We start from the raw sequence: 20,075 nt of genomic DNA, 5'->3' as shown, positions 1-20,075 counted from the left end.
ATGACCGACAACAGCATCAACAAAGCTTTCGAAGCCGAATGCCGCGAGCAGATCGCCCAACAGGGTGACGACCAGAAACTCACCGGCCTGGCCCGCGATTTCTTCAACGAATCGGCCAAGCACAAGTACAGCTACCACTTCTCGTGGATGGGCCGTCCGATCATCCAGCTGCCGCAAGACATGATGGCCATGCAGGAAATCATCTGGCAGGTGAAACCGGATCTGGTCATCGAGTGCGGCATCGCCCACGGCGGTTCGATCATCTACTACGCCTCCCTGCTGGAACTGCAAGGTCACGGCGAGGTGCTGGGCATCGATCTGGACATCCGTGCGCACAACCGCGAAGCCATCGAAAGCCACCCGATGAGCAAGCGCATCAAGATGATCGAAGGTTCGAGCATCGACCCGGCCATCGCCGCTCAGGTTCGCGCTGCCGCCGAGGGCAAGAAAGTCATTCTGGTGCTCGATTCCAACCACACCCACGACCACGTGCTCGAAGAGCTGCGCCTCTACGCGCCACTGGTTTCGGTCGACAGCTACTGCGTGGTGATGGACACCGTGGTTGAAGACATGCCGGCCGATTTCTTCCCGGATCGTCCATGGGGTCCGGGCGATAACCCGAAGACCGCCGTGTGGAAATACCTGGAAGAGAGCAAGGATTTCGAGATCGACGTTCAGCTGCAGAACAAGCTGCTGATCACCGTGGCGCCGGACGGCTATCTGCGTCGCGTTCGTTAATTCGCAACATCACCAAAGCGTTGTCTCGGCGAGTCGCCGGTTGTGGAGAGAAGTTATGCAAGGCAAGTACAGTTCTGAACTGACGCTACCGCTCAACGAGCTGTTGACCGTAGTGCTGATTACGCACAATCGTCCGGCGTTCCTGCGTCGGGCGGTGAAGTATTACAGCAGCCTGCCCTGCAGAATCATGGTGCTGGACTCCACGGCCGAGCGGCCGGAAGGCGACTTCTCCGCAGTTGATTACCACCACGTGCCGCAGTTCGCCTACTGGGGCATGCAGGCCAAGCTGGCCTATGGCGTGGAGCAACTGACCACGCCGTACATGGTGCTGGCGGCCGACGACGACTTCATCCTGCACGATTCGCTGGCCGAGTCGGTGGGCTTCCTGCAGGCGAATCCGGATTACGGCATGTGCCACGGTTACTGCATGATGTACCTGACGCTGGGCGGTGGCGTGAGCTACTACCGCCGCGACAAGAAAGTGCAGGAAGACTATGCGTCCGAACGGGCGCAGGACCGCGTCGTCGACTACATGAGTCAGTACATCCCGCCGTTCTACGCGGTCACCCGTACCGACCTGATGAAAACCTGGCATTCGGCATTGCCGCCGGGCACCAGTTTCCAGTGGCAGGAAATCGGCCATGTATATTTCCTGCTGGCCAGTGCCAAGGCGCGAATCCTGCCGATCCCGTATGTGGTTCGTGAGATCAACTATGGCAACTCTGAGCACAGCACAGAGGTCTACCACTCGCTGACCTATATCGATGCGAAATCCGTGGCCGAACGCGAAGCCTTCGCCGAGTTCCTCGCGGGTCTGCCAACCGGTATCAAAGACTTGAACGCAGAGCAGGGCAAGGCGTTTGCCCTGCAAAGTTTCGAGGCGATGGTCGACAGTCTGCAAAGCGGCCGCGCCCTGACGGCGGAGCTGATTATCCAGTCGACGTGGAACCAGGAGCTCAAGCGGCCGGACCGCCGCTTCGGCCCCCTGCAGTACGTCGAAATGCCGTTCTACAACCAGGCATTCTTCGATCGTCTGGAGCAGTTCGAATTCATGCTGCACGCGATGCCGGCCGGGCGCATTCAACTGGAAAAACTCGAGGGTGTGTGGACGCGTCAGGCGCACCTGATCCAGGCGCGCAACAACGATACCCCGGCCAGCGTGCTCGACCGTCTGTGGCAGGCCCATGATCTCAATGCGTTCAACCGCACCGTAGCCAAGCGCCTGGCCGAGCAACTGGAGCTGTCTGGCGAAAGTGAGGAAGCGCTGAAGATGCGTAACTGGATCGCACGTCTGGAAACGCTGACCGTCGCCGATCACCATCAGGTGTTCGACCAGATGCAATCCGGGCGTCTGCTCAAGTGGCTGGAGTCGCGTCAAGCCGATGCGGTGCAGATCGGGTCGATTGCCGAACATCTGGCCGTGAACGGTGGTGGTCCGCAATTCGGCATTTTCCTGCTGGATATGGATGACGACATCGACAAGTTGCAGGTCAGCCTCGACAGCCTGCTCGAAGGTCAATGCAAGGCATTTCGCATTGTCGTGTTCACCACCGGTGAAGCACCGGCGGCGACCACTGCGCAGAACACGCTGCACTTTGTCCGCGTGACTCCCGACAATCTGGTCGACAAGCTCAACCAGAGTGCTCGTCAGTCGCCTTGCGACTGGTTGCTTCTGGCTGAGGCGGGGGATGAGTTCACTGCCGGCGGCCTGTTGCGCGCCAGCCTGGAGCTGATGAACGCTGGCGGTATCAGCGCCGTTTCCACGGACGAGATTCAGCGCCGGGAAAACGGTGCGCTGATGGATGTGTTCCGTCCGGGCTTCAATCTGGACCTGTTGTTGAGCCTGCCGGGCCTGATGGCGCGGCACTGGCTGATACGGCGTGAAGTGTTGTTGGAAGTTGACGGCTACCGGGCCGATTTCAGCAAGGCGCTGGAGTTCGATCTGCTGCTGCGCATCATTGAACAGGGTAGCCTGAACAGCCTGGCGCACCTTGATGAGCCGCTGCTGATCACTCAGGCGCCGGAGCTTGAAGAGAATCCGCATGAGCGTCTGGCATTGCTGCGTCATCTGGGCAATCGCGGTTACAAGGCCAAGGTCACGTCGGCGGTGCCGGGGGTCTACCAGATCGATTATCACCATAGTGATCGCCCTCTGGTTTCGATCGTTATCCCGGCCGGGGACGATCTGTCTGCTCTGCAACGCTGCCTGGAAGGCGTGCTGTTGCGCACCCGCTATCACAAGTACGAAATCCTGATTGCAACCACGGCTTCGCAATCGGCCGAGGTCAATGACTGGCTCGGGACTTATCAGCATCCGAAAGTCAGCGTGCTGCGCGCCGATCAATCGCTCAGCACGGCCGCGCTGTGCAACGCGGCCAGCCAGCAGGCTCAAGGCGAGTTTCTGGTGCTGTTGGCGGCGGACGCGGAAGTGGTCAATCCGAACTGGCTCGACTCGCTGCTCAACCATGCGCTGCGTCCGGAAATCGGGGTGGTCGGTCCCAAACTGGTCGACCGCGACGGCAAGGTCAGCCAGGCCGGTCTGATCCTGGGCATGAACGGTGGTGTCGGCTCGGCATTCGTCGGCGAGAAACACGACGCCGAAGGCTATCTGTACCGGTTGTCCGTGGACCAGAACTACACGGCGGTTTCCAGCGTTTGCCTGATGGTGCGCAAAGAATTGTTCGAGGCTCTGGGCGGTCTGGACGACAACACGTTCGCTGCCGGCTTCAGCGATGTCGACCTGTGCCTGAAGGCCGGTCAGGCCGGCTACCTGACTGTCTGGACGCCATCGGTGCAAGTCATCCATCAGGGCGATATCGCCCAGGCTGATCAGGCACTGGCTGCATTGCAGGAAAAATGGGCGGCGGCGTTCGCTCAGGATCAGGCGTACAACGCCAACCTGAGCCTGACTGGCAAAGGCTTTGTGCTGAACGACAGCGCTTCGCTGAACTGGGCGCAATTGATCGCCTAGGCCTGGCGTACAAGGAACAGGACTCAAGTTATGGTTAATGGTAAGTCGATCTTCATCTGCAGCGGCTCCGGGCTGTTCGCCGACTCACCTGCGAAGCGTTCGGCATGATTCCCTACGGTCGGCAAAGTGTCGATGAAGCGGACATTGATGCGGTGGTCGCGGAGCTGCAATCGGACGGGCTGGTCAAGGGGTCGGCGGCAGAGCGTTTCGAACGGTCTGATATCGATGCTGTGGTTGCCGTGCTGCAGTCGGACTGGTTGACCCAGGGGCCGACCATCGAGCGTTTCGAGCAGGCAATGGCCGAGCGTTGTCAGGCTGACTTTGCGGTGGCGGTGTGCAATGCCACGGCGGCGCTGCACATTGCCTGCATGGCCGCGGAGCTGGGACCTGGCGACCGCTTGTGGACCACGCCGAATACCTTTCTGGCCTCGGCCAATTGCGGGCGTTATTGCGGTGCCGATGTCGACTTCGTGGACATCGATCCTCTGACCTGGAACCTTGATGCCGAGGTTCTGGCCAGCAAGCTCGAGACCGCCGAGCAGACGGGAACGTTGCCCAAGGTGCTGGTGGCGGTAGCGTTTTCCGGGCAGAGCTGCGACATGCGGCGAATCGCGGAATTGGCTGAGCGTTACCGCTTCACCGTGATCGAAGATGCCTCGCATGCCGTCGGAGCATCCTATGCCGGGCGCCCGGTCGGTTGCGGCGAGTTCGCAGCGATGACCGTGTTCAGTTTTCACCCGGTGAAAATCATCACCAGTGCCGAGGGCGGCATGGTCCTGACCAATCGTCCGGAGCTGGCCGAGCGTTTGCAGCGTCTGCGTTGCCATGGCATAACCCGGGATCCGCAACAGATGATCGGGCCCAGCCATGGCCCTTGGTACTACCAACAGGTCGAGCTGGGTTTCAACTATCGGATCACTGACTTGCAAGCCGCGCTCGGCCTTTCGCAAATGAGCCGACTGGACGAATTCGTCAACCGCCGCCGAGAATTGGCGGCACGCTATGAACGCTTGCTGGCGTATCTGCCTGTGACGCTCCCGAGCGCGCAAGCGGAAGCCGATTCGGCCTGGCACTTGTATGTGATTCGCTTGCAGACTGAACGTGTCGGTCTTAGCCATCGCCAGGTGTTCGAAGGATTACGCGCGGCCGGTATCGGTGTGAACCTGCACTACATTCCACTGCATTTGCAGCCGTACTATCGCGACCTGGGATTTGCCGAAGGCGATTTTCCCGAGGCTGAGCGCTATTACGCCGAAGCGATCAGTTTGCCCATGTTTCCGTTGTTGAGTGCTGAGCAACAGGATCATGTCGTCGAGCAACTGCGTCGTTTGACCCAATGAATTTCGCTGCTATGGAGGATGGGAACCTTGCACTGCGTGATCTGAGTGAGCAGGAGGAATTCTGGCAGGGCGAACTCGGCAACCAGTACGTTGACCGTAATGTCGGCCAGCCACTGGTCGCAGCACCCTGGCGATATTCTCCAGGGTGCTGGCGCGTGCCAGGCGGATCGACAACCGGGTGGAGTTGGGGACCAATGCCGGCAACAATTTGCAGGAGCTGCGTCAACTGCTGCCCGGATGCAAGCTGTTCGGGGTCCGGACCAATGCCAATACCTGCGCCAGGGCACGGTTCGCTGTTCGGTTTCCCCGGAATCGACAGTACGACTTGACCCTCAGCAAGGGGGGCTGATTCATCTGGATTCGTCGTTGCTGCCGATGGCTTATGCGTAGCTGTATGATCTGAGCAGTCGCTACATCCTGATTGCCGAGTACTACAACTCGGCACCGGTGGAGGTATCCTGTCGCGGCAACAGCGGCAAATTGTTCAAGCGATTTCGCCGGTGAGTGCTTGAATTTTATGCTGATCTGCAATTGCTGGATTACGGGGTTGTGTATCACCACGATCCACAATTTCCGGCGGACGACATCACTTGTTTCTTACTGGAAAAACGCTCTTGAGCAATGTTGCAATCATTCCTGCGCGCGGTGGCAGCAAACGGATACCGAGCAAGAATCTGAAACTGTTCGACGGTTTGCCGATGATCGTCCACTCGATCCGTACGGCACTCAAATCCGGATTGTTCGAGCAAGTCGTGGTCAGCACCGACGACGCAGAAATTGCCGAAGTGGCGATGGCGCACGGTGCGCAGGTACCGTTCCTGCGTCCGGCACATTTGGCCGATGACTTCACCGGCACTGCAGCAGTCATCGTGCATGCGCTGCAACAACTGCCGGGCTTCGATTACGCCTGCTGCGTCTACGCCACGGCGCCATTGCTGCAGACGCGTTTCCTGCGTGAGGGCTTTGAACTGCTCGAGCGTCAGCCGGAAAAGTCCTTTACCTTCTCGGTTTGCCGTTTCGGTTTCCCGGTACAGCGTGCGCTGACCCTTGACGGGCGGGGCGCTCTGACCGCGTTGTATCCGGAGTTTCGCAATACCCGCTCGCAGGATCTGCCCGAGGCCTTTCAGGATGCCGGGCAGTTCTATTGGGGGCGCAGCGCCGCATGGCTGAAAGGCGATGTCCTCTACTCCTCGGCCAGCCTGCCGGTTATTCTGCCGCGGCATCTGGTGCAGGATATCGATAATGCCGAAGACTGGCAGCGTGCCGAATACCTTCACGCTGCACTCAAGGCAGGTGGAGAACTGCAGTGAGAGTCCTGATTCGCGCCGACTCGTCGCCAACCATCGGCAGTGGTCACATTGCCCGCTGCCTGCCTCTGGCCCGGGTGTTGCGGGCGCAGGGCAGTCATGTCGCGTTTGCCTGCCGACGCTTGCCTGGCCATCGGCTCGACATGTTGCACGCCGAGGGCTTCGCGACGTTTGCGTTGCCGGATCGTTACGCCGGTGAAGACCCGGAGCAGGCCATCGAATCGATGCTGCCGTGGCAGGCGGATATCGATGCACTGGCGGCGCAACTGGAAGGGCAGCCCGGATTTGACTGGGTCGTCGCCGACCATTACGGCCTCGACCATCACTGGCAGACCGCAGCTCGTCGCTTCGCACCACGGATCGCCGCCGTCGATGATCTGGCGACCCGCCGCTACAGCGTGGACCTGTTGCTCAATCAGAACCTCTCCGGGCTCAGCGAAAATTATCAGCCGCTGCTGCCGGCCGGTTGCCGAACACTGCTCGGCCCGCGCTTCGCCATGCTGCGCGAAGAGTTCAGTGCCCCGGCCATCGAGATCAAACCGGTGGCGCGCCGGGTGCTGGTGAATTTCGGCGGCTTTGATGCGGCACGCCAGACTCATCACGCGATGCTGGCGCTGGCGGATTTTTCGGCGCTTGAAGTGGATTTCGTCGCCGGTGCCGACAACCCGGCCTGGGCAGAGATGCAGGCGTTGGCCGAAACGCGGCCGCACTGGCGGCTGCACAGTTTTGTCAGCGATTTTCATCGGCGCATGACCGAGGCCGACCTGTTTATCGGCGCCGGCGGTGGCACCAGTTGGGAACGCGCGGCCCTGGGCCTGCCGACGATCTGCATTGCGGTGTCGAACAACCAACAGGCCAACGGCGAAGTGATGGCGGCGGCCGGCGCGCATGTGTTCATGGGCGCGCGGGAGCAGGTCAGTGTCGAGCAACTGCGCGATGCCATCGGCTTTGTCGTGGGCAACTTTTATCTGCGCCAGAGCTTGGCCGAGCGTTCGCGGCAACTGGTCGACGGGCGCGGTGCGCTGCGGGTGGCGGCGGCACTGGCCGGCGCGGTGCTCAAGTTGCGTCCGGCGACGCCGGATGACGCGCAGTTGCTGTTCGACGGACGCAATGCCGAGGCGGTGCGCCGCTGGTCGCTGGACAGTGGGGCGATCGATCGGTCGCAACATGTGAACTGGCTGGGCGCGAGCCTGCGCAATCCTCAGCGGTTGCTGCTGGTGGCCGAGGCGGATGACGGCCCGGTCGGTGTCCTGCGCTACGATTTGCGCGGCTTTGAGGCAGAGGTTTCGCTGTATCTGCTCGAGGGGCGTTTCTGCCTCGGCTGGGGCAGGGCGCTGCTGGCACAGGGCGAAGCCTTTGTGGCAGCGCACTGGCCGCAAATGACCGCCATTACCGCCCAGGTCTTGCCGGCCAATCAGCCCTCGATGAATGTTTTCCGTGACGCCGGGTTCACCCAGAGTGCCTGCGCGTTCACCAAGGTTTTGAAGGAATCCCGTCAATGAGCAGTTTCAAGATCGGCAACCGCTGGATCGGTGCTGATGCGCCGCCGTTCATCATCGCTGAAATGAGCGGCAACCATAACCAGTCGCTGGACGTCGCCTTGCAGATTGTCGAAGCGGCGGCCAAGGCCGGTGCCCATGCCTTGAAGCTGCAAACCTACACCGCCGAAACCATGACCCTGGATCTGGCGGAAGGCGAGTTCTTCATCAAGGATCCGAGCAGTCTGTGGGCGGGCACTTCGCTCTACGACCTGTATGAGAAGGCCCACACCCCGTGGGAATGGCATGCGCCGATCTTCGCCCGGGCGAAAGAGCTGGGCATGCTTGCGTTTTCGACACCGTTCGATGACAGCGCCGTGGACTTTCTCGAAAGCCTCGATGTGCCGGCCTACAAGATCGCCAGTTTCGAAAACACCGATCTGCCGTTGATCCGCCGTGTCGCGGCGACCGGCAAACCGCTGATCATTTCCACCGGCATGGCCAGCCTCGCCGAACTCGACGAAACCGTGCGCGCCGCCCGTGAGGCGGGATGCAAGGATCTGGTGCTGCTCAAGTGCACCAGCACCTACCCGGCGACCCCGACCAACAGCAACTTGCGCACGATCCCGCATCTGCGTGAGTTGTTCGGTTGTGAGGTCGGGCTGTCAGACCATTCGATGGGCGTTGGCGTGTCGGTGGCGGCGGTGGCGCTGGGCGCGACGGTGGTAGAAAAACACTTCACCCTCGACCGTGCGGCCGGCGGGGTTGACGCCAGTTTCTCGCTGGAACCGGCGGAACTGGCCAGTCTGGTGGTGGAGACCGAGCGCGCCTGGCAGGCCATGGGCCAGGTGCATTACGGCGTGACCGAGGCTGAGCAAAAGTCTCTGGTTTACCGTCGGTCGCTGTACGTCACGACCGATATGGCGACCGGTGAACCCTTCACGGTGGCTAATGTGCGCGCCATTCGTCCCGGTCTCGGCTTGCCGCCCAAGCACACCGATGCCGTCCTCGGGCGTCGTGCGCGCCAGCCGATCAAACGTGGTACGCCGCTGGACTGGTCATTGGTCGAATGACCCGATCTGTCATCGATTCGGCAAAATAGCGTGACCTGCGAGTCATAACGCGCATCTTCACTGTATTGTAATGACCGGGGAGATGGCGCCTGGCCCGTTTTCGGTTCCAGTGATAGCCCTTTGCGCTCCCCGTGGCTGCCCGTTGTGGCGGCCGTTTTCTGTTTGTCGGCGCCCCTCGAATCCTTGCGAGCGGTGGTATTGGGCTGTTTATTATTGGGAAGCCGTAATGATTGGCATAAAAAGCATTGCGAGCTACGTTCCTGTAGCCGGCGTGGACAATTACGCACAAGGTGCAAAATTCGAGAAGGATGAAGAATTCATCCTCGGCAAGATCGGTTCGGCCTTCCTCCCACGCAAAGACGCGGAACAGGAAACCTCCGATCTGTGCGTTGAAGCGGCCAATGCGCTGTTTGCCAACAACCCTGAACTGAAACGTGAATCCATCGATGCGCTGATCGTCGTCACCCAGAACGGTGACGAAGAAGGCCTGCCGCACACCGCTGCCATCGTCCAGGACAAACTCGGCCTGCCGACCCATGTCGCGGCGTTCGATATTTCCCTCGGCTGCTCCGGTTACGTCTACGGCATCTACGCGATCAAAGGCTTCATGGAAGCCGCCGGCCTGAAGAATGGGCTGTTGATCACCGCCGACCCGTATTCGAAGATCGTCGATCCGGAAGACCGCAACACCACCATGCTGTTCGGTGATGCCGCCACTGCCACCTGGATGGGCGAAGAGCCGGTCTGGGCGCTGGGCAAGGCCAAGTTCGGCACCGACGGTTCCGGCGCACCGCACCTGAAAGTCACCGATGGCGTGTTCTTCATGAACGGCCGTCAGGTGTTCAACTTCGCACTGCTCAAGGTGCCTGCGCATCTGCACGAACTGCTCGACGATTCCGGTCTGAAGGCCGATGACATCGATGCCTTCTGCATTCACCAGGGCAGTGCGGCGATTGTCGATGCCGTGGCGCGGCGCTTCGAAGGCGAGCCGGAGAAGTTCATCAAGGACATGGTCGAGACCGGTAACACCGTGTCATCCAGTGTGCCGCTGCTGCTGGAAAAACACGTGATGGATTCCGACTGGAACCGCATCGCGATCAGTGGTTTCGGTGTCGGTCTGTCGTGGGGTTCGGCGATTATTTATCGTCCTTGAATCGGATAAAAACGGCGGATACAAAAATAGCGTTCAAGGGTTAACCTTGAACGCTATTTTTTTGCCTGAAGGGAGCGCGAGGCGCCATGAGCGAGTTTTTCCAAGCCAACGCTGAAGTCGTCGAGCGACGCTGGCCGGCGCTGTTCGCACGATTGCTGAACGAAGACAGTTCGGCGATCGAGGCCGAGTTGACGCAGGGGCTGGGCTCGACGCTGAGCATTGGCGGCATTCAGCTCACCAGCCGGCATGACCGTGTCCGCGAGGCGCAGATTCAGGCTGCCACCCTGCCGGCGGACAAGCCGCAACTGCATGTCTACGGCACCGGCCTCGGGGACTTGCCCACGGTGCTGCTGGAGCGCACCGGGCTCGAACGCCTGTATGTGCACATCCTCAACGGCGCGCTGTTTGCCCTGGTGCTGCAATTGATCGATCAACGGGAGTGGTTGCAGGACCCGCGGGTTGAATTGCTCTACGCCGGCGACCTGTCCGACATCTGCACGCCGTTTTTCGCCTTGCCCGCCGAGATGCTGCTGGCCGATGACTTCAACGCGAAGATTCGTGATCGGCTGGTCAGCGAAGTGCACCTGAGCTTCAACAATCGTGAGTTCGATCCGCAGTCACCGTTCATACAACAGCGTCTGCGCGACTGCTTGCCTGTGTTGCTCGCCGATGATGATGTGGCGATCTTGTTCGGCACCTGTGCCGGTCGGGAGATCTATGTGATCGGCACCGGGCCGACGCTGGAACAGCATTTCGAACGTCTGGCCGCGATCCGCGAGCGGGCCGGGCGTCCGTTGTTCATTTGTGTCGATACCGCGTACCGGCCGCTGCGCGAGCACGGGATCGTGCCCGACTATGTGGTGAGTATCGATCAGCGCATCAGCTTCCGGCATTTGCCCTTTGAGGAATCCGACGGCATCCCGCTGGTGTATCTGCCCATGAGTGACCCCGAGGTGCTGAGGGCCTGGAAGGGCAAGCGCTATGGCGGTTACTCGGCCAGCCCGGTCTATGCGGCATTGCGTGAACAGCACCCGAGAGCGCTGCTGCATGTGGGGGGCAGTGTGATTCACCCGGCCGTGGACCTGGCGGTGAAGATGGGCGCTGCACGCATCACGCTGTTCGGTGCCGATTTTGCCTTTCCGATGAACAAGACCCATGCCGGCTGGAATGACGGTGACCTGGGGCCGTCGGTGAATCAGGCGCGGCACTGGGTGCGTGACGGGTATGGCGAGCGCGTCAGTACCCAGCTCAACTTTCGCGGTTATCTGTGCGTGCTGGAGCGATACATCGCCAGTCAGCCGCAGGTGGCATTTTTCAACAGCAGCCGGGCGGGGGCGCAGATTGCCGGTACAGCGTTCAATCAGGAGTTTGTGCAATGACTGCACTGCAAAGCTGGGTAGACGAATGCCATCAGTGCGCCGGGTTGTTCCGCCTGGGACGTGATGTCGAGGCGGCGTTGACCATGGTCGATGTGTTCGAGGGCGCGCAGCAGTCATTGCTGTCGGCCGGCACGCAGACGCAGCAAGTCTGGGCGCAATTGCTCGCACAAATGCTCGAGTGCCAGGAGCGTCAGGACTGGCTGGGACTTGCCGATTTCATGGAGTACGAGTTGATCCAATTGCTGGAAGCCCCGTCCGCCTGACGACGGTCGAAGGCGCTGGCCCGCAGGTTTGCGCCACGGACGGTTTTATGGCGTCATTTTTTCGAAGGTAAAGTGCTGCTAAGTCTTTGTTTTCTAGGGGGTGGCAGGGTGATGGCAAAATTTTTCAAAAAAGCCCTCAAGCAACCTGCAAACCCGACGATAACTATTACGAAGGTTCTCTAGGCCATACCCGGCGGTTGCCAGGGCCGGAAGCCGCAGTACCCAACCAACGAGGAATTCGTCATGGCTTTAACAGTAAACACCAACACCACGTCGTTGAACGTTCAGAAAAACCTGAACCGCGCTTCCGACGCTCTGTCGACTTCGATGCAGCGCCTGTCTTCCGGCCTGAAAATCAACAGCGCTAAAGACGACGCCGCTGGCCTGCAGATCTCCAACCGTATGTCTTCCCAGATCCGCGGTAACACCCAGGCAATCCAGAACGCCAACGACGGTATCTCCGTTGCCCAGACCGCTGAAGGCGCTCTGCAAGCTTCGACCGACATTCTGCAGCGTATGCGTGAACTGGCTGTTAAAGCACGTAACGGTACCAACGGCACTGCTGACCAGACCGCTACCAACGCTGAATTCGCTCAGATGTCCGACGAGATCACCCGTATCTCGGCTGCTACCAACCTGAACGGCAAAAACCTGCTGGACGGTTCGGCTGGTACTGTGACCCTGCAAGTGGGCGCGAACACCGGTTCGGCTAACCACATCGACCTGGTACTGAGCTCCAAGTTCGACGCCGTCAGCCTGTCCGTAGGTAGCGGTACTGTAGTTCTGACCGGTACTACCGGTACTGGCGCTGGTTCTGCTTCGCAGAACATCGACAACGCGATCACTGCAATCGACGCCGCTATCGCTGCAATCGGTGCAACTCGTGCCAGCCTGGGTGCTTCGCAAAACCGTCTGACCAGCACCATCCAGAACTTGCAGAACATCACCGAGAACACCACTGCTGCACAAGGTCGCGTACAAGATACCGACTTCGCCGCAGAGACTGCTAACCTGACCAAGCAGCAAACCCTGCAACAGGCTTCGACCTCTGTTCTGGCTCAAGCCAACCAACTGCCTTCCGCTGTACTGAAGCTGCTTCAGTAATTTCGGAATGAGTTTTAGCGGGGGAGTGCGCTTGCGTGCTCTCTCGCTTTTTACGTTATGAGGTGATGAGCATGGACATGAGCGTCAAGCTTAACGTGTCTTATCCGGCTCCCAAGCCAGTCAATACCGTTGCCGACAAGCCGTCGGAAACCAAGCCTCAGACCGTTGATGCTGTTCCTGCCTCGAAAAAGAGTCAGGAGTCAGATGAGACCAAGCTGAAGCTGGCGGTGCAGGAGATCGAGAAGTTCGTTCAGTCGATCAAGCGCAATCTGGAGTTCTCGATCGACGAGCATTCCGGCAAGGTCATCGTCAAGGTGATCGCAAGCGAGACGGGCGAGGTCGTACGACAGATCCCTTCCGCAGAAGCCCTCAAGCTGGCAGACAGCCTCGCCAACGCAAGTCACGTGTTGTTCGACGCCAAGGTCTGATAGCTGGCATGAATAGTGTTTGAAGTTCTTTAGACGCAGGTATTGGTCAAAAGACTGGCAACAACCCAAGGGAGATGCACATGGCAAGTCCAATTTTACCGGGTTCTGGCCTGGGTTCCGGCCTGGACATCGGTGCGATCGTTACTGCGCTGGTCAACGCCGACAAGTCGCCGAAGCAGACGCAGATCGACAATGCGACGAAAACCAACACGCTGAAGATTTCCGGTGTAGGTACGCTGAAGAGTGCGCTGACGGCATTCCAGACCGCGATGACCAACCTGGGCAGCAAGACGAACCCAGCGTTTGCCGGTTACACGGCGACTTCGGGTAATCCAACTGTTCTGGGCGCTACTTCGGATAACACCGCGGTCTCGGGTACTTACAGTGTTGTTGTGAATAATCTGGCCACCGGCTCGAAAGTAGCCAGTGCATCCTTTGCCGGCGGTGCTGCCAGTGCCATTCCGAGTGGTACCCTGAAAATCAGTCAGAATGGCACTGATTACAATGTCACGATCCCGGCCAATGCGACCCTGCAGAGCACTCGTGATGCCATCAACACGGCTCAGGGTGTCAATGGTATCTCTGCCAACATCGTGACGGACAGCACCGGTGCCTCGCGCCTGGTGATCAGTTCGAGCAAGACTGGCGCAGGCTCTGACTTGAGCGTGAGCGGCATTGCCGGTCTGGAAATCGATGGCACCAAAACAATGGGTGCCACTCCGGCGGCGGGTGATTCCGGAGCGGTCAACGGGCTCGCCAAAGATGCATCGCTGACCATCGATGGGCTGACAGTGACCAGCAAGAGCAACACGGTGACCGGCGCCATCAGTGGTTTGTCGTTGAACCTGCTGACTGTCCCGAATCCGCAAGGCACGCCTGTTGTGGTGAGCGTCGACACGAACACCAAAGGTCTGCAGACGTCTGTCCAGGCTTTCGTCGATGCCTACAACACGTTGAAGACCACCATCGACACCCTGTCCAAGGCGACGCCGGATGAAGATGGCAAGCTGACTGTTCAGGCGGCTTTTACCGGTGACTCCCTGCCGCGTTCGCTGATTGCCGATATCCGTAGCCAATTGACCATGCCGAGCGGGACCAGCACCGGTCCGATGGCCTACCTGTCGCAATTGGGCGTGATGACTGACAAGCTCACCGGTAACCTGACATTCGACACCGTTGCATTCAACAAGACCATGTCCACGCCGGGCATGACCGGTCAGGTCCAGCAGATGTTTACGGGTACCAACGACACCAACGGTCTGTTGGCGCGCATGAGCAAGGCGGTGGATCCGTACCTGAAGCCTCCTGCCGGTAGTCTTCCTACCGCCACGGGCTTGCTTGATCAGCGCATGGCCATCCTGAACAACAACACCAAGAGCCTGACCAGTCAGCAACTGGCGCTCGATCTGCGTGTTGCCAACCTGACCAAGACGTTGACTGCAAAATACAACGCCATGGACTTGCTGGTAGGTCAGATGAAGTCTACGGCGAGCAACATCACGTCGTTCTTCGCCTCGCTCAACGCTCAGCAATCCGCGAAGTAACATGCAAGAGCGACAAAAAACCGGCTACGCTTTCGAGCGTGCGCCGGGTTTTTGTCTTGTGGTCTAAAGTTTTTCGACTCGCTGGCGATACACTGTTCATACGAGTCATTGTGGCAAATGAGGTAGAACATGAATCCGATGTTAGCCCTTCGGCAATACCAGAAAGTAGGCGCGCACGCTCAGACATCTGAAGCGAGCCCTCATCGCCTGGTGCAAATGCTGATGGAAGGCGGCCTGGACCGTATCGCTCAGGCCAAAGGTGCGATCGAGCGCAAGGATATTCCTGCCAAGTGCACGTCGATCAGCAAGGCCATCGGCATCGTCAGCGGACTGCGCGAAGGCCTGGATCTGGAAAATTCCGCGGATACGCTGGCTGATCTGGACGGTCTTTACATCTACATGATGAAGCGCCTCGCCGAGGCGAACATCAGCAGCGATCCGCGCATTCTTGATGAGGTTGCCGGCTTGCTGAGCACCGTCAAGGAAGGCTGGGATGCGATCGCACCTGCGCCCGCTCCGCAGTTCTGAGGAGATCACCATGAGTCTTGTTTTGCAGCGAATTGAAGAAACCCGAGTAGCCTTGGTCGGAGCCCTGGCCGAGCGCAATTGGGAGGCGATCGGTCAACTGGACCTCGATTGCCGTTCCTGCATGGAAGATGTCTTGAGTGAAGCTTCGGTGGACGAGGTCGCGCTGCGCGATAATCTTGAGGAGTTGCTGCATGTCTACAAGCAGCTTCTGGAAGTGGCGATGGGTGAGCGTCAGGCGATAGTCGACGAGATGTCGCAGATCACCCAAGCGCAGAACGCGGCAAAGGTTTACCATCTGTTTGGTTAATTAACCCTCAGTTAATCCAGACATGTGCGCCATAAATTTGACTGTGCACGGTTTTTTGACTTAACTAGTGGCTGTTTTCAGATTTCAGGCGTCTACAGGCACAAGGTGTCCTGCAAGCGTCTCGCTTGCCCCTCATTTTGGGCATTGAGTTGACTAGGGAAGTTGCTATTGCATGTGGCGTGAAACCAAAATTCTGCTGATCGATGACGATAGCGTCCGCCGCCGCGACCTGGCGGTGATCTTAAATTTTCTTGGCGAAGAAAATTTACCCTGCGGAAGCCATGACTGGCAGCAGGCAGTCGGCTCTTTGTCGTCTAGTCGTGAGGTCATTTGCGTACTGATCGGGACGGTCAATGCTCCTGGTGCGCTTTTGGGCTTGCTAAAGACACTCTCAACCTGGGATGAGTTCCTTCCGGTTTTGCTGATGGGCGATAATTCTTCGGTGGACCTGCCCGAAGACCAACGCCGCCGGGTGCTTTCGACCCTCGAAATGCCGCCGAGCTACAGCAAACTGCTGGACTCCCTGCACCGTGCCCAGGTCTATCGCGAGATGTACGACCAGGCCCGCGAGCGCGGCCGTCATCGCGAACCCAACCTGTTCCGCAGCCTGGTCGGCACCAGCCGCGCGATCCAGCATGTGCGTCAGATGATGCAGCAAGTGGCCGACACCGACGCCAGCGTTCTGATCCTCGGCGAGTCCGGTACTGGCAAGGAAGTGGTTGCACGCAACCTGCATTACCACTCCAAGCGCCGCGACGCGCCGTTCGTACCGGTCAACTGCGGGGCGATCCCGGCCGAGTTGCTGGAAAGCGAATTGTTCGGTCACGAGAAGGGCGCCTTCACCGGCGCGATCACCAGCCGTGCCGGCCGCTTCGAGCTGGCCAACGGCGGTACGCTGTTCCTCGATGAAATCGGCGACATGCCGCTGCCGATGCAGGTCAAGCTGCTGCGCGTGCTGCAGGAACGTACCTTCGAGCGCGTGGGCAGCAACAAGACCCAGAGCGTCGACGTGCGCATCATCGCCGCGACCCACAAGAATCTCGAAAGCATGATCGAGATCGGCACCTTCCGCGAAGACCTCTACTATCGCCTGAACGTGTTCCCGATCGAGATGGCGCCGCTGCGTGAGCGCGTCGAAGACATTCCGTTGCTGATGAACGAGCTGATCTCGCGCATGGAGCACGAGAAGCGCGGTTCGATCCGCTTCAACTCCGCCGCAATCATGTCCTTGTGCCGCCATGGCTGGCCAGGCAACGTTCGCGAACTGGCCAACCTGGTGGAGCGCATGGCGATCATGCACCCGTACGGGGTGATCGGCGTGGTCGAGTTGCCGAAGAAATTCCGCTATGTCGACGACGAAGACGAGCAAATGGTCGACAGCCTGCGCAGCGATCTGGAAGAGCGCGTGGCGATCAACGGCCATACGCCGGACTTCAGCGCCAACGCCCTGTTGCCGCCGGAAGGTCTCGACCTGAAGGACTACCTCGGTGGTCTGGAGCAGGGCCTGATCCAGCAGGCGCTGGACGATGCCAACGGCATCGTGGCGCGTGCGGCCGAGCGTCTGCGCATTCGCCGCACCACGCTGGTGGAGAAGATGCGCAAGTACGGCATGAGCCGTCGTGAAGGTGATGAACAGGCGGATGATTGACGCCTGTTTTTCAACTGCTTCATTTATAAGTGGTTTTTTTTAGGCACGGGTATTGCTATGTCCCTCGCAACGTTCCGTTTCACTGACGGTCAGCCAAGCGAGAAAACACAATGCCCCAAGCCTCCCAGATGTCTTCTGTTCCCGAGTCCTCGGGGCAACTGCCGTCCGTAGAGCAGGCGAGCCGCCAGGGGCTTGAGCAGGCATTCGCCCTGTTCAACCAGATGTCCAGCCAGTTGACCGACTCCTACAGCATGCTCGAAGCCCGGGTCACCGAGCTCAAGGGCGAGCTGGCCGTGGTCAGTGCCCAGCGCATGCAGGAACTGGCGGAAAAAGAACGCCTGGCCAACCGTCTGCAAAACCTCCTCGACCTGTTGCCCGGTGGCGTCATCGTCATCGACGGCCACGGCATTGTGTGCGAGGCCAACCCTGCCGCCATCGAATTGCTCGGTCTGCCGCTGGAAGGCGAGCTGTGGCGCCATGTCATCACCCGTTGCTTCGCGCCCCGCGAAGACGACGGTCACGAAATTTCCTTGAAAAACGGTCGACGCCTGTCGATTGCCACCCGCTCGCTGGATGCCGAGCCGGGGCAGTTGGTGCTGCTCAACGACCTGACTGAAACCCGTCACTTGCAGGATCAGCTGGCGCGCCACGAGCGCCTGTCGTCCCTGGGGCGGATGGTCGCGTCGCTGGCTCATCAGATCCGCACACCGTTGTCCGCCGCGTTGCTGTACGCCAGTCATTTGACCGAGCAGGAACTGCCGGTCGCGACCCAGCAGCGTTTTGCCGGTCGCCTCAAGGAGCGTCTGCACGAGCTGGAGCATCAGGTGCGCGACATGCTGGTCTTCGCCCGTGGCGAGCTGCCGCTGACCGATCGTGTCACACCGAATGCCTTGATGCAGTCGTTGCAGGCCGCGGCGCTGACCCATGTGCAGGATCTGCCGATCCGCTGGCAATGCGACAGCCATGCCGGCGAGTTGCTTTGCAATCGCGACACGCTGGTCGGGGCGCTGCTCAATCTGATTGAAAACGCGATTCAGGCGAGTGCCGGTGAGGTGCGTCTGAAGGTGCATTGCTATACCCGCGACAACACCTTGCGTTTGTGTGTCAGCGACAGCGGCAGCGGTATTGATGCGGCGGTGCTGGCGCGGCTGGGTGAGCCGTTTTTCACCACCAAAGTCACCGGGACCGGCCTGGGACTGACCGTGGTCAAGGCCGTGGCGCGTGCGCATCAGGGAGAATTGCAGCTGCGTTCGCGGGTCGGGCGCGGTACGTGCGCGCAGGTCATCCTGCCGTTGTTTTCTGCTGTTCAGGGAGCTGAGTGAAGGTCATGGGCATCAAGGTTCTGCTGGTCGAAGACGACCGCTCGTTGCGCGAAGCGCTGGCCGATACGCTGCTGCTGGCCGGTCACGACTATCACGCAGTGGGTTCGGCCGAAGAGGCGCTGAGCGCCGTCGAGCGCGAAGCGTTCAGTCTGGTGGTCAGCGACGTCAACATGCCGGGTATGGACGGCCATCAATTGCTCGGCCTGCTGCGCGCGCGACAACCGCAATTGCCGGTGCTGCTGATGACCGCCCATGGTGCGGTCGAGCGCGCAGTCGATGCGATGCGTCAAGGCGCGGCGGATTATCTGGTCAAGCCGTTCGAACCCAAGGCTCTGCTGGATCTGGTGGCGCGTCACGCCTTGGGCAGCCTTGGCGTCAGTGATACCGAAGGCCCGGTCGCGGTCGAGCCCGCCAGTGCTCAATTGCTGGATCTGGCGGCGCGAGTCGCGCGCAGCGATTCCACTGTGCTGATTTCCGGCGAGTCCGGCACCGGCAAGGAAGTGCTGGCACGCTACATCCACCAGCAATCCCATCGCGCCAGCCAGCCGTTCATTGCAATCAACTGCGCGGCGATCCCCGACAACATGCTCGAAGCCACCCTGTTCGGTCACGAAAAGGGCTCGTTCACCGGCGCCATCGCGGCCCAGGCCGGCAAGTTCGAACAGGCGGACGGCGGCACCATTCTGCTCGATGAAATTTCCGAAATGCCCCTGGGTCTGCAAGCCAAACTGCTGCGCGTGTTGCAAGAGCGGGAAGTGGAGCGGGTCGGTGCACGCAAGCCGATCACCCTCGATATTCGCGTGGTGGCGACCACCAACCGTAATCTGGCCGGTGAAGTGGCGGCGGGGCGGTTCCGTGAAGACCTCTATTACCGTCTTTCGGTATTTCCGTTGGCCTGGCGTCCGTTGCGCGAGCGCACCGCCGATATCCTGCCGCTGGCCGAGCGTCTGTTGGCCAAACACGTCAATAAAATGAAGCATGCGACGGCGAAGTTCTCGCCCGAGGCGCAAGCGTGCCTGATCGGTTATCCGTGGCCGGGCAACGTGCGCGAGCTGGATAACGCGGTCCAGCGGGCCTTGATTCTGCAGCAGGGCGGCTTGATCCAGCCGCAGGATTTCTGTCTCTCCGGGCCTGCGTTATTCGCTCCATTGCCGGCGGCCGTTCCGGCAACGCCGGTCATTCGTGAAGTCGAAATCGAGGCCGATTCGGCCGGTGCGCTGGGCGATGACCTGCGTCGGCGCGAGTTCCAGATGATCATCGACACCCTGCGTACCGAGCGCGGTCGGCGCAAGGAGGCCGCGGAAAAACTCGGCATCAGCCCGCGCACCCTGCGTTACAAACTGGCGCAAATGCGCGATGCGGGCATGGATGTCGAAGGCTACCTGTTCGCCACCTGACCGGTTGCGCAAACGTTTGAAACGGCTTTTCTGAAAGCGGTGCCATGAGCTGGCACCGTTGTTGCTAACACCTGAGTACCCGCCGAGTGAGTGTC

17 protein-coding genes are annotated in these 20,075 nt (G+C 59.9%); all 17 read left to right on the top strand.

Features of this window, described 5'->3' with window-relative positions; genetic code table 11:
- The 17 genes from BMZ46_RS11960 (at position 1) to BMZ46_RS11875 (ending at position 19,980) form a co-directional block, all read left to right on the top strand.
- Positions 1-738: a cephalosporin hydroxylase family protein gene (locus BMZ46_RS11960; RefSeq protein WP_039765554.1), complete on the top strand. Its 738-nt coding sequence runs from the start codon at positions 1-3 to the stop codon at positions 736-738.
- Positions 739-793: 55 nt separating this feature from the next.
- Positions 794-3,709, top strand: a complete 2,916-nt coding sequence (locus BMZ46_RS11955) for a TIGR00180 family glycosyltransferase (protein ID WP_074687528.1) — start codon at positions 794-796, stop codon at positions 3,707-3,709.
- A 104-nt stretch (positions 3,710-3,813) separates the two neighbouring features.
- On the top strand, positions 3,814-5,049 hold the full coding sequence (pseC, locus tag BMZ46_RS11950) for a UDP-4-amino-4,6-dideoxy-N-acetyl-beta-L-altrosamine transaminase (protein WP_074687529.1): 1,236 nt from the start codon (positions 3,814-3,816) through the stop codon (positions 5,047-5,049).
- 614 nt (positions 5,050-5,663) lie between these two features.
- Positions 5,664-6,359 (top strand): pseudaminic acid cytidylyltransferase, encoded by a 696-nt coding sequence (gene pseF / locus BMZ46_RS11940; RefSeq protein ID WP_039765557.1) that lies wholly within the window; start codon positions 5,664-5,666, stop codon positions 6,357-6,359.
- The gene (gene pseG, locus BMZ46_RS11935; protein WP_074687530.1) at positions 6,356-7,858 is read left to right on the top strand and encodes a UDP-2,4-diacetamido-2,4,6-trideoxy-beta-L-altropyranose hydrolase; all 1,503 of its coding nucleotides are present in this window, start codon (positions 6,356-6,358) and stop codon (positions 7,856-7,858) included. Before pseF ends, pseG begins: the two co-directional genes overlap by 4 nt.
- A complete protein-coding gene (pseI, locus tag BMZ46_RS11930; RefSeq protein WP_074687531.1) occupies positions 7,855-8,907 on the top strand; it encodes a pseudaminic acid synthase in 1,053 nt (350 codons plus the stop codon). The genes pseG and pseI overlap by 4 nt, the downstream gene beginning before the upstream one ends.
- A 226-nt stretch (positions 8,908-9,133) precedes the next feature.
- Entirely contained in the window at positions 9,134-10,060 is a 927-nt protein-coding gene (locus tag BMZ46_RS11925; RefSeq protein WP_074687532.1) for a ketoacyl-ACP synthase III, read from the top strand.
- An 86-nt stretch (positions 10,061-10,146) separates the two neighbouring features.
- Positions 10,147-11,439 (top strand): motility associated factor glycosyltransferase family protein, encoded by a 1,293-nt coding sequence (locus BMZ46_RS11920; protein WP_074687533.1) that lies wholly within the window; start codon positions 10,147-10,149, stop codon positions 11,437-11,439.
- On the top strand, positions 11,436-11,702 hold the full coding sequence (locus tag BMZ46_RS11915; RefSeq protein ID WP_074687534.1) for a hypothetical protein: 267 nt from the start codon (positions 11,436-11,438) through the stop codon (positions 11,700-11,702). Before BMZ46_RS11920 ends, BMZ46_RS11915 begins: the two co-directional genes overlap by 4 nt.
- Positions 11,703-11,945: 243 nt before the next feature.
- The gene (locus BMZ46_RS11910; RefSeq protein ID WP_007958307.1) at positions 11,946-12,806 is read left to right on the top strand and encodes a flagellin domain-containing protein; all 861 of its coding nucleotides are present in this window, start codon (positions 11,946-11,948) and stop codon (positions 12,804-12,806) included.
- 71 nt (positions 12,807-12,877) lie between these two features.
- A complete protein-coding gene (locus BMZ46_RS11905; RefSeq protein WP_039765579.1) occupies positions 12,878-13,234 on the top strand; it encodes a flagellar protein FlaG in 357 nt (118 codons plus the stop codon).
- A gap of 80 nt (positions 13,235-13,314) precedes the next feature.
- The gene (fliD, locus tag BMZ46_RS11900; protein WP_074687535.1) at positions 13,315-14,778 is read left to right on the top strand and encodes a flagellar filament capping protein FliD; all 1,464 of its coding nucleotides are present in this window, start codon (positions 13,315-13,317) and stop codon (positions 14,776-14,778) included.
- A 129-nt stretch (positions 14,779-14,907) separates the two neighbouring features.
- Entirely contained in the window at positions 14,908-15,306 is a 399-nt protein-coding gene (fliS, locus tag BMZ46_RS11895; protein WP_007958302.1) for a flagellar export chaperone FliS, read from the top strand.
- Between the two features lie 10 nt (positions 15,307-15,316).
- Complete coding sequence (locus BMZ46_RS11890) at positions 15,317-15,613, top strand: flagellar protein FliT (protein ID WP_039765621.1); 297 nt, start codon at positions 15,317-15,319, stop codon at positions 15,611-15,613.
- Between the two features lie 172 nt (positions 15,614-15,785).
- On the top strand, positions 15,786-17,261 hold the full coding sequence (locus BMZ46_RS11885) for a sigma-54 dependent transcriptional regulator (protein ID WP_039765583.1): 1,476 nt from the start codon (positions 15,786-15,788) through the stop codon (positions 17,259-17,261).
- 110 nt (positions 17,262-17,371) lie between these two features.
- Positions 17,372-18,583, top strand: a complete 1,212-nt coding sequence (locus BMZ46_RS11880) for a sensor histidine kinase (RefSeq protein ID WP_039765586.1) — start codon at positions 17,372-17,374, stop codon at positions 18,581-18,583.
- Between the two features lie 5 nt (positions 18,584-18,588).
- Positions 18,589-19,980, top strand: coding sequence for a sigma-54-dependent transcriptional regulator (locus BMZ46_RS11875; RefSeq protein ID WP_074687536.1), 1,392 nt, complete (start codon positions 18,589-18,591; stop codon positions 19,978-19,980).
- The last annotated feature ends 95 nt before the right edge of the window (positions 19,981-20,075 follow it).

The sequence above is a fragment of the Pseudomonas sp. NFIX49 genome (assembly GCF_900115915.1).
GTDB lineage: Bacteria > Pseudomonadota > Gammaproteobacteria > Pseudomonadales > Pseudomonadaceae > Aquipseudomonas > Aquipseudomonas pharyngis.
The sequence above is the reverse complement of the archived record's forward strand: the minus strand, read 5'-3'. Positions and strand labels throughout refer to the sequence as shown.

Excerpts from the sequence above, each read along its gene's own strand:
- BMZ46_RS11960 (WP_039765554.1), top strand. The coding sequence starts at position 1 with ATGACCGACAACAGCATCAACAAAGCTTTCGAAGCCGAATGCCGCGAG.
- BMZ46_RS11905 (WP_039765579.1), top strand. The coding sequence starts at position 12,878 with ATGGACATGAGCGTCAAGCTTAACGTGTCTTATCCGGCTCCCAAGCCA.
- BMZ46_RS11875 (WP_074687536.1), top strand. The coding sequence starts at position 18,589 with ATGGGCATCAAGGTTCTGCTGGTCGAAGACGACCGCTCGTTGCGCGAA.
- pseC (WP_074687529.1), top strand. The coding sequence starts at position 3,814 with ATGATTCCCTACGGTCGGCAAAGTGTCGATGAAGCGGACATTGATGCG.
- fliS (WP_007958302.1), top strand. The coding sequence starts at position 14,908 with ATGAATCCGATGTTAGCCCTTCGGCAATACCAGAAAGTAGGCGCGCAC.
- BMZ46_RS11955 (WP_074687528.1), top strand. The coding sequence starts at position 794 with ATGCAAGGCAAGTACAGTTCTGAACTGACGCTACCGCTCAACGAGCTG.
- BMZ46_RS11925 (WP_074687532.1), top strand. The coding sequence starts at position 9,134 with ATGATTGGCATAAAAAGCATTGCGAGCTACGTTCCTGTAGCCGGCGTG.
- BMZ46_RS11880 (WP_039765586.1), top strand. The coding sequence starts at position 17,372 with ATGCCCCAAGCCTCCCAGATGTCTTCTGTTCCCGAGTCCTCGGGGCAA.
- pseI (WP_074687531.1), top strand. The coding sequence starts at position 7,855 with ATGAGCAGTTTCAAGATCGGCAACCGCTGGATCGGTGCTGATGCGCCG.
- fliD (WP_074687535.1), top strand. The coding sequence starts at position 13,315 with ATGGCAAGTCCAATTTTACCGGGTTCTGGCCTGGGTTCCGGCCTGGAC.
- BMZ46_RS11885 (WP_039765583.1), top strand. The coding sequence starts at position 15,786 with ATGTGGCGTGAAACCAAAATTCTGCTGATCGATGACGATAGCGTCCGC.
- BMZ46_RS11915 (WP_074687534.1), top strand. The coding sequence starts at position 11,436 with ATGACTGCACTGCAAAGCTGGGTAGACGAATGCCATCAGTGCGCCGGG.
- BMZ46_RS11910 (WP_007958307.1), top strand. The coding sequence starts at position 11,946 with ATGGCTTTAACAGTAAACACCAACACCACGTCGTTGAACGTTCAGAAA.
- BMZ46_RS11890 (WP_039765621.1), top strand. The coding sequence starts at position 15,317 with ATGAGTCTTGTTTTGCAGCGAATTGAAGAAACCCGAGTAGCCTTGGTC.
- BMZ46_RS11920 (WP_074687533.1), top strand. The coding sequence starts at position 10,147 with ATGAGCGAGTTTTTCCAAGCCAACGCTGAAGTCGTCGAGCGACGCTGG.